The following is a 13,826-nucleotide window of genomic DNA, read 5'->3' on the forward strand; positions in this document are numbered from 1 at the left end:
CTGATTGAAGTCTCACTTTATTGTATACTAAGTATAAGAAACCCTTTATACCTATTGCTGTATTTAGTTATGACCACATTCGCGATGAGCCAGATACGTTTACGATGTCATTGCCCTTCCATGATACGCTTGCCTTTCAATATATCAAACTACAATTAAAAACATTAAACTGGCGCACTTTTTTTAAAAGGATGATAATCCTGTTGCTGCGGCTTTATTAAGTAAAATGAATTATAATGCTTCTGAAAAATTAGAAGTGAAAAAAGCATTTTTGCGAATGCTAGCAACTCAATCACTAAATCGCGAAGAAGTGAAGTTACTATTTGGCTTTTTTGAAACGTATCATCATTTAACTAATGAAGAGGAGGAAACCCTTATGGCCGAACTAAAAAACACAGGTGAAGAAAGTTTAGCAGAATTCGTAAAAATTGCCCAATTCATTTTTTGACAGAGGATTGCGTGAAGGAAGAAAAGAACGAGAACGAGAAGGAAAAATGGTAGAAAAGCGAAAGATAGCCGCAAATTTATTAACTAAAGGAATGAATAAAGCGGAAGTGATGGAGGTTACCGGACTGACAAAAAAAGAAATAGAGTCATTAGCATAAAGTGAGGAGAAGCCTTAGTGCTTCTTCTCTTTTTTTGGATGTAAATGTGCTAGTAAAAGAGGTTCTATATACAAATATAAAAACACTCCCGCTTATACCCTCCTCCATATAATGCGAAGCTTCCATCAGAGGGGATTTTGCACTGTGCTAATCAACTTTTACCTGTTTTATCTAACATTTGTTATCAATACTCCCCGTTTTCTAATGAATAATTTTTTCCGTCTCATAAGATTTGTATTGGGAATTGTTCACAATATTGTAATGCGACTGTATATTGAATAGAATTTACAAGGATACGCAGATAAAATAGGCTCATTCTTCTCACATGCAATTACATATTCAAACTACTTATCAGGGTGCATGAGTCCGTAATACTCTCTGATTGAAGTCTCACTTTATGTCACAGGCTACTTTCATATCTTTGGTTATATCTACTAGTGATTCGCATAGAATGTTTATAGAAATTGCTTATAGAAAAGAGGCCTTGTTGATGGATAGTGTTTTACAGATACTACCTGACCACATTTCTAAACAAATTAGTGTATTTCAGAAAAAAGAGAAGCTAGATATTCAAGAGATTCGTTTAAGGGTCAATCGACCTGTTGAATTAAATGATGGAAAGCGTGTTTTTTGGTTAAGGGAAAGAAGTTTTACTGAAGCAGATGCAAAAATGTTTTTAAATAAAATTAGTAATTTTTCCTTATATCGATTAGAAGAAGAGTTAAGACATGGATTTATTACTATTCAAGGAGGCCATCGCATCGGTATTTCAGGAGATGTGATTGTCGATAACAAACAGGTAAAGGCTATTCATCATGTTAGTTCTTTCAATATTAGGATCGCGAAGCCGCATTTTGGAATGGTACAACCCTTTTTACATTATTTAAAAGATGAAACCATTCACAACACATTGATAATCGGGCCTCCACAAGCAGGTAAGACTACCTTTTTAAGAGATATAGCTAATTATTGTGCAAGCTCTAAATTAGAACTAAAAACAGCTATTGTGGATGAACGTTCTGAAATATGTGCATCGATTAATGGTGTGCCACAGCATTTATTAGCACCGAGGATTGATGTATTAGATCGTTGTCCAAAGGCTGAAGGAATGATGATGCTTATTCGCTCGATGTCTCCTGATGTCATTGTTGTCGATGAAATCGGAAATAATCGGGATGTTGAAGCAATTGATGAAGTGATTCATGCAGGAGTGCAGTTAATTTGTACTGTACACGGGAGATCATTTCGAGATATTACTAGACGTCCAACCATTCAACAGCTTATGCAAAAAAGTATCTTTCAACGATTTATTATTCTATCGAACCATGAAGTAGTAGAAATATTAAATGAAAAAGGTGAATCGCTTTATCACGGTGAAAACGTTCGTACAACCCCCGTTTCAAAGTTCGAGTTATAACAAGAAGGCTTAATGGAGGGGAAAGAATGCTAACTTCCTGATAAGTCTCACTTTATAAAAGAAGGGTTGCGCTATGATAAAACTGCTTGCAAGTTTATTCATTATTGGAGCTTCTGTTTTACTTGGCAATGAGTATGCAAATAATTTAGTAAATAGACCAAGATATATTCGATTTTTTAAAAATGCTTTACAAATATTAGAGGCAGAAATTGTATACAGTCAAGAAACGATTAAAGAATCTTTACACGCTGTTTCTAATCAAATACCAGAACCACTGGCGACATTGTTTCAACATATTGCAGACGATATTCAGCATGATCAAGATGAACTTTATCCTATTTGGGAAAAGCATATTCATGTCTTTTATAGGAGTAATCCAATTCAAGTAGATGATAAAGAAATATTACTTCAATTTGGTAGAACATTAGGACAACATGACGTGATTCAACAACAAAAATATATACGGTTAGCTATAAATCATTTAGAAAGAACACTGAAAGAAGCAGATGATAAACATCATCGATACGGCAAAATGGCAAGAAGTGTAGGTGTTTTAATTGGTATTTTTATTGTTTTACTCTTGCTATAGAGAGGGGATATGGCGTGACTTTAGATACAAGTGTTTTATTTCAAATTGCAGGAATTGGCATCATTGTTGCGATGATTCATACCATTTTAAAACAAATGGGGAAAGAAGAATATGCACAGTTTGTTAGCTTGATTGGATTTATTATCGTTTTGTTATTTGTATTAGATAGTATCTCTGATTTATTCCAGCAAATTAGATCTGTATTCTTTTTGCAAGGATAATGGTATATGGAATTATTTGAAGTGATCAGTATAGGGGTTATTGCATCGGTTTTGTTTTTATTAATCAAGGACAAGCAACCTACTATAGCTTTTCTCGTTGTTCTGTTTACTGTCATTTATTTTTTTCTTTTTATCATGCAATATGTGCAGGAAATATTAAGATTGATTGCATATTTAGGAGAGCGAGCGAACATTAACAGTGTGTATATAAAAACAATCTTACAAATTATTGGCATATCCTATATTACGGAAATTGGTGCGAATATTGTGCGGGATGCAGGTTTAAAATCAGTAGCAGTAAAAATAGAGATGGTAGGAAAAGTGTTTATTCTTATATTGGCTATTCCGATCTTTCAATCTTTGATAGAAACCATTATAAATATTTTTCCAATCACATAGTAGGGAAGGATATCTATGCATTTTACCAAAAAGTTCATTCTCATGTTTGCACTATTATTTTTGTTTATTCCATTATCAATGAAAGCAACAGATATGAATCAATCAGATGCCTATCAACAAATGATTGAAGGAAGTGAATTGCAAGATTATTGGAACTACCTTGGTGATGAGTATAAAGACACGTTGCCGAAACTTGATAAAGATAGTCTCTGGTCTATGATTAAAGGGGAACAAAGTCTAACAATAAACGATTGGTTAGTCGGCTTCTTACGTTATTTATTACATGAAATTGTAGAGAATGGAAAGCTTTTAGGAACACTTATGCTCTTAACATTGTTCTGTATTGTTTTGCAGACGATTCAAAATTCATTTGAAAAGCAAATGGTTAGTAAGGTAGCTTATGCAATCGTTTATACAATACTTATTATCATTGCCTTATCTAGTTTTCAATTAGTGATTAGTTATGTGATGGACACGGTTCAATTAGCGCAAAATTTTATCGTTGGTCTTATTCCTCTTTTACTTGGGATATTAGCGTCACTTGGACACTTAGTCACCATATCATTTTTTCATCCGATTATTATTTTCCTTATTCATACAAGTGTATTAGTTATATCAAAAGTAGTTATTCCACTTATCTTAATTTCAGCGATTTTACAAATAGTCAGTACGATTAGTACAGAATATAAAGCAACAAAATTAGCAAATTTAATTAAAAATATAGCGATTAGTATTATGGGAATTTTGTTGACTGTGTTTTTGGGTGTTATTTCTGTGCAAGGAGCAGCAAGTGCAATTCAAGATGGGATTGCAATGAAAACAGCAAAATTTGTGACAGGTAATTTTATTCCGGTTATTGGTCGGATCTTTACTGATGCGACAGATACTGTTTTAAGTGCAACTATATTAATTAAAAATGGTATAGGAATGGTTGGTGTAGTTATCTTAATTGCTATTGTACTATTTCCAGCAATCAAGATCTTTGCAATTGCCTTGATGTATAAAGTGACAACAGCTATTTTGCAACCTATTGGGGATGGGCCAGTAATAGAATGTTTAGACATTATTGGAAAGCATATTCTTTATTTATTTGCAGCATTATTATTAGTTACTTTTATGTTCTTTTTTACGATTGTCATTCTTATTATATCTAGTAATGTAACGATGATGGTGAGATAGGAGGGGTTGAATATTGAATATTTATCTAGTTGGATATTGCAGATAGTAGTGTTTATTATATTGGCTATGATCGTTGATATGATTCTTCCCAGCTCTACGTTAAAACAGTACGTGAAATTAGTTATCGGGCTATTATTGATGTTAGTTATCTTACAACCTTTATTATCCGTTTTTAATGTGGATGCCCATAAATTAGTTAATCAATTCATTACTACTGGCAGTGATCCATCCATGGAAGCAAAAATAGAAAATCAACTAAATCAACAAAAAAGTGAAATAGAACAGATACAAGATGCATATGTATTAGAAGAGATGGTTGTCCAAATGAAAAATATGGTAGAGAAGGAGTTGGCCGAAGCGTATAATTATCAGATTACAGAAATGGACGTTAACTGGACAGAAAGTGAAACATTGGAAGACAGTGAGATAGACCAAGTACATGTTCAACTGACCCATGTTGAAGATGCTTTTGTTGAAGTGGAAGAGGTGAACATCCAAGTTGGAGATCCTTTACCTCATACTTCCGAATCTGAAATGGAACAAGAGGAAGAAGTAAAACAACTTTTAGCAGATAAGTGGGAAGTAGAAAAAGATACTATTCATATACGATGGAAGGAGGAATAAGGTGCCTAAGTGGATTGAGAAGATTCTTTCAAGCTTAAAGTCAAAGGACAAAAAAATAACGAAAGTTCAATACATTGCCTTGTTCGCTTTAATAGCTGTTTTTATTCTACTGGTCAGTAACATGTTTAGCTCAAATCAATCAGATAATCAAGTACCTAATCCGTCCATTACACCAGAGGCAGCATTGGATGACATGGAAAATGAAACTTGGAACCAAGCAGAAATGGCTGAAACAACTTCTAAAATAGGGGATTTAGAGGTTGCGTATGAACAAGATTTAGTCAAGTTATTAGAAAAAATCACTGATGTTTCAGATGTAGAAGTAATGGTCAATCTTGATGCAACAAACGAACAAGTATATGAAAAAAACCTAGTGATAGGGTCACAAGTAACAAATGAATCTGATCAAAATGGTGGTTCCAGGAAAGTGGATGATGAGACGAGAGAGCAAAGTGTAGTCATTATTCGGCAAGGTGAACAAGAAATTCCGTTATTAGTGCAAACAAAAAAACCACAAGTAAGAGGAGTACTAGTAGTGGCGAATGGCGTGGACAACCTAGAGGTAAAAAAATGGGTGCTAGAAGCCGTTTCCAAAGTATTGGATGTACCGGCTCATAGAGTTTCGGTTATGCCGAAATAAATGATGTAAACTTAGGAGGGAAAATAATGTTAAAGAAACAAACAGTGTGGTTATTAACGATGTTGAGTTTAATGGTTGTACTAAGTGTCTATTATTTAAATGCACCTTCTGAAGGAGACTTAGCCTATATGGACAACAATCAAGAGGAGGGCCAAGAAACATCTTTATCTAATTTAGAGCAACCTGCAAATAATGATGAGACACCGGATGAGAGTGGAGACGTTGATGTGGAAGAAGGAGAAGAATTAGGTGATCAAGAAGGAACGTCAGTAAATGCAGATGAATTCTTTACTGCAGTACGTTTAGAGATTACCAATCAAAGAAGTATGGAAAGAGAAAGATTACAATCGATCGTAGCTTCAAGCGAAAGTTCTTCTGATGAGAAGAATGAAGCGTATGAGGCAATGAAAGAGATGGAAACACTAAGCTCCAAAGAGAGCATTTTAGAAGATACCATTAAATCCGTTAATGGATATGACGAAGTTCTTGTGCGAAATGTATCAGACAATAATCTTGTTATCACGGTACAAACAGACAGCCTTACCAAAGCAGAAGCAAATGAAATTATGCAGCATGCTAAGGACGAATTTGGCGAGATTAAAGTAGATGTTAGCTATCAACCAAGCTAAAAGAGAATGTATAACAATCAACAATGTCCTTAAGACACCTTAAGGGCATTGCTCTATTTTGCACAAAAAACCGCTGTCTAAAAGCGATAGCTTCACGGTGGACTAGACTTTCTTCCATTCTAGTTGATGATGAATGCTGACATAAGCTCCGACAAAACACTACGCTTTCTGCGGGTACGGCTTCAGCTAACTTTGTGAAGAAAACCACTTCACAAAGTGGATCTTCAGCTCGTACTATTACCGCAAGAGTCTCCGTGTTTTGTCTCCGCTATATGATGCGTTTTCCTGTTTGTGAGTGGAAATATGTTAGAATCACTTCCCGAGTAGGAACTTGCTATTTAGATGAGGCATGGATATCTCTACCCTTAGTGTATGCGACCATCGTGTTCTATGGACATGGAAACTTCGTTGTTTTCTCTCAAACATCAGAACGCGTCAATCTAGCGAAGGCAGAATACGGAGACTCCTATGGGAACAGCGCGAGCTGAAAATCCACTTTTCAACCGCTCTTGTTGAAAAGTTAGTTGAAGCCGTGCCCATGGAAAGCGGAGTGTTCTGCCGTAGCGATAAGCTTTCCGCTAGCCGTTAATCAGAATGGGTGAGCGCATTTCACGGAGTCGGAGTAGCAAACATGGAGTAACGTCCACTATCGCTTTTAGACAGTGGAGAATTGCTATGTATTGTGTTTGAAGGAATGATTTCATCATGGGTCAAATGAACGAAATATAAACAATAGTTGCAGTTTTCGTATCGATTGCGTAAAATATTATATGGAGATATTAGTACCTGTTATTAATTGTAACAAAGTGAAGGGGTGCAGAAAGATATGTTAACAATACAAGAAATCAACCAATTAATTGAGAAATTAGATCAGTCTACAATTGATGAATTCTCGTACGAAGCACAAGGTGCGAAAATCAAATTAAAGAAAAATAAAGGTATTACTCAAGCGGCAGCTGTTGCGCAACCAGTTGTACAACTACAAGAAACTGCTCCACAAAAAGCAGAGCCTGTTAAACAAGAGGTAGCTACAGAAGAAGTAGCAGAACAAGAAGTACAACAAACGGCAAATTACGACCACGAGATTGTATCACCTATGGTTGGTACGTTTTATAGTTCACCATCACCAGACCAACCAGCATTTGTTCAGGTTGGTGACCAAGTAACTAATGATTCGATCGTATGTATCGTTGAAGCAATGAAATTATTTAATGAAATCGAAGCAGATGTAAATGGAACAATTACAGAAATCTTAGTTGAGAATGGTGAATTAGTGGAATATGGACAACCATTATTCAGAATCAAGAAGGCATAAGGGGATGACGTTGTGATTAAGAAACTGTTAATTGCTAACCGTGGAGAAATAGCTGTCAGAATTATTCGTTCAGCTAAAGAGATGGGAATAGAAACGGTAGCAGTATACTCTGAAGCGGATAGTGACGCACTTCATGTACAGTTAGCGGATGAAGCGTACTGTATTGGACCGAAATCAAGTACAGATAGTTATTTGAATTTTACTAACATTATGAGTGTCGCAACACTAACTGACACAGATGCTATTCATCCTGGTTATGGGTTTTTATCAGAGAATGCTGACTTTGCTGAGATTTGTGCGGCTTGTAACATAACGTTTGTTGGGCCAAGTGCATATGCAATTCAAAAAATGGGAACGAAAGATGTTGCCAGAGAGACAATGCGTGATGCTGGAGTTCCAGTTGTTCCAGGTTCAAACGGAATCATTGAAGATGAAGAAGAAGGGTTAAAAGTAGCGAAAGAAATTGGATTCCCTGTTATCATCAAAGCAACTGCCGGTGGTGGTGGTAAAGGTATACGTGTAGCTCGTACAGAAGAAGAGTTAGTAAAAGGTATCCGCGTCACACAAAATGAAGCAGAAAAAGCCTTTGGTAATCCGGGGGTTTACTTAGAGAAGTTTATTGAGGACTTCCGCCATGTAGAAATTCAAGTTTTAGCAGATAATCATGGCAATGTTATTCACCTAGGTGAACGAGATTGTACAATTCAAAGAAGGTTGCAAAAACTAATTGAAGAAACACCGTCTCCTGCAGTTAACGAAGAGACACGTAGTAAAATGGGTGAAGCAGCAGTGAAAGCAGCAAAAGCTGTTAATTATTCTGGTGCTGGTACAATTGAATTTATTTATGACCAAAAAGAAAATAAATTTTACTTTATGGAAATGAATACACGTATTCAGGTAGAACACCCAGTTACGGAACTAGTTACAGGTGTTGATTTAATTAAAGAACAAATTAAAATTGCTAATAACGAAGAGCTAAGTAATAAGCAGGAAGATATCACGTTTGATGGATGGGCAATTGAATGTCGTATCAATGCGGAAAATCCTGAAAAAGATTTTATGCCATCTCCGGGTAAAATTGATATGTACTTAACTCCAGGTGGTTTAGGGGTGCGAATTGATTCAGCTGCATACCCTGGTTATCAAATACCTCCATATTACGATTCCATGATTTCAAAGTTAATTGTTCACGGTAGAACACGTGATGAAGCAATTAATCGTATGAAACGTGCATTAGATGAATTTGTAGTAGAGGGAGTTCATACAACGATTCCGTTTCACCGTAAAATGATGGTACATCCAGTGTTTGCTGGTGGCGATTTTAACACTAGATTCCTTGAAAATTATAGTATAATGGAAGAGGAACAAGACTAAATTTACTCAAAGGGGCGTGCGTCATGGCAGAAAATCAATTATTGAATGTTAGTGAAGCGACACCTTTAGGTAAAATCGAAATTGCACCAGATGTGCTAGAAGTAATTGCGGGAATTGCTACTACAGAAGTGCCTGGTGTATCTAGTATGAGAGGCAATTTTGCTACAGGATTTGCGGAGCGATTGGGAAAGAAAACGCATGGCAAAGGGATTAAAGTGGAACTTTTCAATGATGCTGTATCGATTGATGTATATATTGTCATTGAATATGGACATTCGATTCCAACTGTTGCAGAAAAGATTCAATCAAATATTAGGCAAGCAATTGAAAATATGACAGCTATTATGATGAAAGAAATTAATGTACATATAGTAGGTGTTCATATGGAGCAAAACGAAGAAAAAGAAGAGTGAACCTTATCACGGTGCAAATGTTCCTAAAACATGCACTTCAAGGTTTGAATCGGCCAGAGGGAAGGGCTAAATGGACATTAGCTTCCTGATAAGTCTCACTTTATTAAACGAAAGGTAGAAAGCGAATGCTTGAACCTTTCGTTTTTTTTATAGTGGAATGAATATTTTTTGTCGAGGAATGATAAGATTTAATGGTAATCGAGCTAATATCATGTTATCATTTGAAAGTGAGAATATGACGGCACTACGTAATAAGGAGCAGGAAAAGTAAATGAAACGAAGAAATGCACGAGAAAAAGCATTACAAATTTTATTTTCGTTAGACGCGGAAGAGTATGATTTAGCAACAACTATTGATCATACATTAGATGAAGAGGAACACGATTCTTTTTTGTTAAACTTGGTAAATGGAGTTATTGAAAATAAAGAAGAGATTGATGAAAAAATTAAAACATATTTAGAAAAGTGGTCACTGGATCGAGTCGCTTTAGTTGAGCGAACTTTGTTAAGATTGGCCACGTATGAATTAGTCTATTTACAGGATGCACCCGAAAGTGTTGTAATTAACGAGGCGGTCGAAATTGCACATGTTTTCGGTGATGATAAATCAGGAAAGTTCATCAATGGTGTATTATCAAAAATGATAAAATAAGGGGGATTTATTTTGTCTGCAGAAGTAATTTATGGCAGTGAGTTAGCACAATCTTTAAGAGATGAGATGAAAAAAGAGGTTCTAACTCTTCGTGAGAAAGGCATTGTTCCAGGATTAACCGTTGTATTAATTGGTGATGATCCAGCATCTAAATCATATGTGAAAGGGAAACAGAAAGCATCTGATTATGTTGGGGTTGATTCAGAATTAATTGAATTACCGGATACAACAAGTCAAGAAGAATTACTAGATTTAATTGATACACTCAATCATAAGGATTCCGTTAATGGAATTTTAGTGCAATTGCCATTACCTGCACATATTGATGAGCAAGTAATTATAGAAGCAATTTCTCCAGAGAAAGATGTTGATGGTTTCCATCCGATTAGCATCGGTCGTATGATGACTGGTAAAGATACGTTCTATCCATGTACACCATATGGGATTATTCAAATGATGAAATCAAAAAACATTTCATTAGAAGGTAAACATGCGGTTATTATTGGTAGAAGTAATATCGTTGGAAAACCTGTAGGTCAGTTGCTTTTAAGTGAAAATGCGACGGTCACTTACTGTCATTCACGTACAAAGAACATGGAAGAGTACATAGCGAAAGCGGATATCTTAATTGTAGCAGTCGGTAGAGCTCATTTTATCAATGGTGATCATATTAAAGATGGGGCAATTGTTATCGATGTAGGTGTGAATAGAATTGAAGATGGTTCCTTAACAGGTGATGTGGAATTTGATTCCGCAAAAGAAAAGGCAAGCTATATTACGCCTGTTCCAAAAGGGGTAGGTCCAATGACTATTACAATGCTTATGCATAACACGATAAAATCTGCTAAAAAAGCAAATGGACTTCTGTAAAACTTGAGAAACTACCTCAGATAATTTAATATGAGAGAAAAAGGTCATTCTTAATATTAGAATGACCTTTTCTTAAAGTGTAAAATAGAAAAAAGACGATAGAGGGTTGATGATGTGGAGGATAAATATTTATCTGTGACCGCTTTAACAAAATATATAAAAAAGAAGTTTGATGTCGATCACCACCTGAACCATATTTTACTTAGAGGTGAAATATCTAATTTTAAACATCATTCTAGAGGTCATATGTATATGACAATTAAAGATGATAACGCCAGCATTCGAGCGGTAATGTTTCATAAACAAAATCAGCATATTAAGTTTCAACCAGAGAATGGAATGAAGGTGTTGATCACCGGCTATATTAGTGTATTTGAATCTCAGGGGCAATATCAGCTGTACATACAAGAACTACAGCCGGATGGAATTGGCGCACTTCATTTAGCTTTTGAACAATTAAAAGAAAAGTTAATGAAAGAAGGGTTATTTGATCCAGTACATAAAAAAGAGTTACCGAAATATCCTCAACAAATAGCCGTCCTTACTTCCCCTACAGGTGCAGCCATTAGAGATATTTTAACGACAATGGAAAGGCGATATCCGGTAGCGAACGTATTAATCATCCCTGTTTTGGTGCAAGGGAAGTCATCTGCGGCATCGATTGCAGAAGCTATCAAAAAAGCAAATAAACTGGAGAAACTGGATCTTATTATCGTAGGACGTGGTGGCGGTTCTTTAGAAGAGTTATGGAGTTTTAATGAAGAAGTTGTTGCTAGAGCGATTTTTGAATCAGCATTACCTGTAATATCTGCTGTAGGTCATGAAACGGATATTACGATTAGTGATATGGTTGCAGATTTACGTGCACCAACTCCAACAGCTGCAGCAGAGTTAGCGGTGCCTTCACAGCTAGATTTATTAGAAAAAATAAAGAAACTAGATCAATTCATCGAAAGTAATATACTTCATCGATTGGAACGATCACGTGAAAAGTTATCAGCAGTTGAAAGTTCCTATGTCTTTAAGTATCCACAGCGCTTGGTGGAAGATAAGGAACAAAGACTGGATCGGGCCGTGGAACAACTCGGAAAGCAATTAGTTTATATAGTGCGTGGGAAGCAAGAAGCATACCAGTATATAGATCAGCGATATCAACGTATTAATTATGAAAGACAAATTGAAGAACGTGGCAAGCGAGTCGAAGAGCTTATGAGTAGGTTAGAACGAGTAAGCAACCAACAGTTGCAACAGAAAAAGCAATTGTTTGGTAATCGTTTAGCACAGTTAGATTTACTAAATCCTACTCGAATAATGAAGCGAGGCTATGCGATTGCCTATACCAATGAACAGGAAATTGTGCGTAGCGTAGATCAAATGAACAAGGATGAGAATTTTACTATTCAGTTTGCGGATGGATTTATACAAGCAAGCGTACAAGAAATTAGAAAGGAAGATAATCATGAGTGAAACAAACAAAGAATTATCATTTGAGGAAGCACTTGAACAATTAGAAATAATCGTAGGCAAAATGGAAGACGGAGAAATTCCACTAGAAAAAGCGATGGAATATTATGCAGAAGGTTCAAAACTCTCTAAAATATGTCATGAAAAGTTAGTGAAGGCGGAAAAACAAATGAAAGAAATTTTAGGAAAAGACGATGAGCGAACAAGCTTTGAGATTCAGGAGGACAATTAAGTGAATCGATCATTACAATCATTTTTAGCACAAGAGCAGCAAGAAGTAAATGCTGCACTTAATAAATATATTAAACAATTGAATATCCCGGATAGATTACGTGAATCTGTTTTATATTCCATTGAAGCGGGTGGAAAAAGATTACGTCCAATATTGATGAAGTTAACTTGTGAAGGTTTTGGTGGTGATGTAAAAAAAATCTATCCGGCTGCTATTGCTTTAGAAATGATCCATACATATTCTTTGATTCATGATGACTTACCTGCAATGGATGATGATACCTACCGTCGAGGCAAATTAACTAATCATAAAAAGTTCGATGAAGCAACAGCTATTTTGGCTGGTGATGGTTTACTAACGAATAGTTTTCACGTTATTACTTCTTCCGATTTATATACAGATAGTGAAAAACTCTTCATTATAGACAAATTAGCTAAGGCTAGTGGTTTAGAAGGAATGGTTGCTGGTCAATATATGGATATGATGGCAGAAAATCAACAGATTACTATTGAAGAATTAGAAAGCATTCACCGATTGAAAACGGGAAGATTGATTTCTTTTGCTATTGAAATAGGTGGATTTTTAGCTAATGTATCAGAAGAAATGTTATGTAAGTTAAAAGAATTTGCTGAATATCAAGGAATTATCTTTCAGATTCAAGATGATATTCTTGATGTAGAAGGTGAACAGGAATTAATAGGTAAACAAGTTGGTAGTGATATTAATAATGATAAGAGTACTTATCCAAGTATATTAGGATTACAAGGCGCAAAACATTATAAACAGCAATACGTTAATCAGTCTAATGAATGTTTAACAGCACTCGACTTAATCAATGCTAACATAGCGATTTTAGCTCAATATTTAGCAGACCGTAACCAGTAATGATATTGTGTAAATACGCGAAACATGTTATATTTAAGATAAGCAAATGGAATGGTGCAGTATTCTAGTCAATCCTCCGTTTCTGAAGGCGGGCCTAAAAATCCGCCAAAGGGCACATCGATGAAGTTCCTTGTGTTGGCTTGAGGCGCCCAGCCTTGGGTTGATGCTGGGAGTTAAGGTTGAAGGGCGATCCACAAAGGCATGTGGGCGACGACCCTTCTTCCGCGGAGGCCCATCTCTGTACTTAACTCTTAGCCAAGAGCGAGTATGGACTGGGGTATGAACCTACGGCAATAAGAATAACTATTCTTATTCGTA

At 35.8% G+C, this 13,826-nt stretch carries 18 protein-coding genes; all 18 read left to right on the top strand.

Annotated elements, in window-relative coordinates:
- The first annotated feature begins 226 nt into the window (after positions 1-226).
- A complete protein-coding gene (locus SH601_RS08440) occupies positions 227-448 on the top strand; it encodes a hypothetical protein (RefSeq protein WP_319957848.1) in 222 nt (73 codons plus the stop codon).
- A 7-nt stretch (positions 449-455) separates the two neighbouring features.
- The gene (locus SH601_RS08445) at positions 456-605 is read left to right on the top strand and encodes a hypothetical protein (RefSeq protein ID WP_319957849.1); all 150 of its coding nucleotides are present in this window, start codon (positions 456-458) and stop codon (positions 603-605) included.
- Between the two features lie 490 nt (positions 606-1,095).
- On the top strand, positions 1,096-2,022 hold the full coding sequence (gene spoIIIAA, locus SH601_RS08450) for a stage III sporulation protein AA (protein WP_319957850.1): 927 nt from the start codon (positions 1,096-1,098) through the stop codon (positions 2,020-2,022).
- A 73-nt stretch (positions 2,023-2,095) separates the two neighbouring features.
- Positions 2,096-2,611 (top strand): stage III sporulation protein SpoIIIAB, encoded by a 516-nt coding sequence (gene spoIIIAB / locus SH601_RS08455; protein WP_319957851.1) that lies wholly within the window; start codon positions 2,096-2,098, stop codon positions 2,609-2,611.
- Positions 2,612-2,625: 14 nt separating this feature from the next.
- On the top strand, positions 2,626-2,832 hold the full coding sequence (gene spoIIIAC, locus SH601_RS08460; RefSeq protein WP_319957852.1) for a stage III sporulation protein AC: 207 nt from the start codon (positions 2,626-2,628) through the stop codon (positions 2,830-2,832).
- A 6-nt stretch (positions 2,833-2,838) separates the two neighbouring features.
- The gene (spoIIIAD, locus tag SH601_RS08465; protein WP_319957853.1) at positions 2,839-3,231 is read left to right on the top strand and encodes a stage III sporulation protein AD; all 393 of its coding nucleotides are present in this window, start codon (positions 2,839-2,841) and stop codon (positions 3,229-3,231) included.
- Between the two features lie 15 nt (positions 3,232-3,246).
- Complete coding sequence (spoIIIAE, locus tag SH601_RS08470) at positions 3,247-4,410, top strand: stage III sporulation protein AE (RefSeq protein WP_319957854.1); 1,164 nt, start codon at positions 3,247-3,249, stop codon at positions 4,408-4,410.
- 6 nt (positions 4,411-4,416) lie between these two features.
- Positions 4,417-5,034, top strand: a complete 618-nt coding sequence (spoIIIAF, locus tag SH601_RS08475; RefSeq protein WP_319957855.1) for a stage III sporulation protein AF — start codon at positions 4,417-4,419, stop codon at positions 5,032-5,034.
- 1 nt (position 5,035) lies between these two features.
- The gene (gene spoIIIAG / locus SH601_RS08480) at positions 5,036-5,674 is read left to right on the top strand and encodes a stage III sporulation protein AG (RefSeq protein WP_319957856.1); all 639 of its coding nucleotides are present in this window, start codon (positions 5,036-5,038) and stop codon (positions 5,672-5,674) included.
- A 26-nt stretch (positions 5,675-5,700) separates the two neighbouring features.
- The gene (locus tag SH601_RS08485; protein ID WP_319957857.1) at positions 5,701-6,303 is read left to right on the top strand and encodes a SpoIIIAH-like family protein; all 603 of its coding nucleotides are present in this window, start codon (positions 5,701-5,703) and stop codon (positions 6,301-6,303) included.
- Positions 6,304-7,129: 826 nt separating this feature from the next.
- Positions 7,130-7,618 (top strand): acetyl-CoA carboxylase biotin carboxyl carrier protein, encoded by a 489-nt coding sequence (gene accB, locus SH601_RS08490; protein ID WP_319957858.1) that lies wholly within the window; start codon positions 7,130-7,132, stop codon positions 7,616-7,618.
- Between the two features lie 12 nt (positions 7,619-7,630).
- Positions 7,631-8,992: an acetyl-CoA carboxylase biotin carboxylase subunit gene (gene accC / locus SH601_RS08495; RefSeq protein WP_319957859.1), complete on the top strand. Its 1,362-nt coding sequence runs from the start codon at positions 7,631-7,633 to the stop codon at positions 8,990-8,992.
- Positions 8,993-9,015: 23 nt separating this feature from the next.
- Positions 9,016-9,405 carry an Asp23/Gls24 family envelope stress response protein gene (locus SH601_RS08500; protein WP_319957860.1) on the top strand — a complete coding sequence of 130 codons (390 nt, stop codon included), beginning with the start codon at positions 9,016-9,018 and terminating at the stop codon, positions 9,403-9,405.
- Positions 9,406-9,676: 271 nt separating this feature from the next.
- Positions 9,677-10,057, top strand: a complete 381-nt coding sequence (gene nusB, locus SH601_RS08505; protein ID WP_319957861.1) for a transcription antitermination factor NusB — start codon at positions 9,677-9,679, stop codon at positions 10,055-10,057.
- A 12-nt stretch (positions 10,058-10,069) separates the two neighbouring features.
- Positions 10,070-10,927, top strand: coding sequence for a bifunctional methylenetetrahydrofolate dehydrogenase/methenyltetrahydrofolate cyclohydrolase FolD (gene folD / locus SH601_RS08510; RefSeq protein ID WP_319957862.1), 858 nt, complete (start codon positions 10,070-10,072; stop codon positions 10,925-10,927).
- Between the two features lie 114 nt (positions 10,928-11,041).
- Complete coding sequence (gene xseA / locus SH601_RS08515) at positions 11,042-12,394, top strand: exodeoxyribonuclease VII large subunit (RefSeq protein WP_319957863.1); 1,353 nt, start codon at positions 11,042-11,044, stop codon at positions 12,392-12,394.
- Positions 12,387-12,623 (top strand): exodeoxyribonuclease VII small subunit, encoded by a 237-nt coding sequence (xseB, locus tag SH601_RS08520; protein ID WP_319957864.1) that lies wholly within the window; start codon positions 12,387-12,389, stop codon positions 12,621-12,623. The genes xseA and xseB overlap by 8 nt, the downstream gene beginning before the upstream one ends.
- A complete protein-coding gene (locus SH601_RS08525; RefSeq protein ID WP_319957865.1) occupies positions 12,624-13,508 on the top strand; it encodes a polyprenyl synthetase family protein in 885 nt (294 codons plus the stop codon).
- The last annotated feature ends 318 nt before the right edge of the window (positions 13,509-13,826 follow it).

The sequence above is a fragment of the Gracilibacillus pellucidus genome (assembly GCF_033949965.1).
Classification (GTDB): domain Bacteria; phylum Bacillota; class Bacilli; order Bacillales; family Amphibacillaceae; genus Gracilibacillus; species Gracilibacillus pellucidus.

Excerpts from the sequence above, each read along its gene's own strand:
- SH601_RS08440 (WP_319957848.1), top strand. The coding sequence starts at position 227 with ATGAATTATAATGCTTCTGAAAAATTAGAAGTGAAAAAAGCATTTTTG.
- spoIIIAA (WP_319957850.1), top strand. The coding sequence starts at position 1,096 with ATGGATAGTGTTTTACAGATACTACCTGACCACATTTCTAAACAAATT.
- spoIIIAB (WP_319957851.1), top strand. The coding sequence starts at position 2,096 with ATGATAAAACTGCTTGCAAGTTTATTCATTATTGGAGCTTCTGTTTTA.
- spoIIIAD (WP_319957853.1), top strand. The coding sequence starts at position 2,839 with ATGGAATTATTTGAAGTGATCAGTATAGGGGTTATTGCATCGGTTTTG.
- spoIIIAE (WP_319957854.1), top strand. The coding sequence starts at position 3,247 with ATGCATTTTACCAAAAAGTTCATTCTCATGTTTGCACTATTATTTTTG.
- SH601_RS08485 (WP_319957857.1), top strand. The coding sequence starts at position 5,701 with ATGTTAAAGAAACAAACAGTGTGGTTATTAACGATGTTGAGTTTAATG.
- accB (WP_319957858.1), top strand. The coding sequence starts at position 7,130 with ATGTTAACAATACAAGAAATCAACCAATTAATTGAGAAATTAGATCAG.
- SH601_RS08500 (WP_319957860.1), top strand. The coding sequence starts at position 9,016 with ATGGCAGAAAATCAATTATTGAATGTTAGTGAAGCGACACCTTTAGGT.
- nusB (WP_319957861.1), top strand. The coding sequence starts at position 9,677 with ATGAAACGAAGAAATGCACGAGAAAAAGCATTACAAATTTTATTTTCG.
- xseB (WP_319957864.1), top strand. The coding sequence starts at position 12,387 with ATGAGTGAAACAAACAAAGAATTATCATTTGAGGAAGCACTTGAACAA.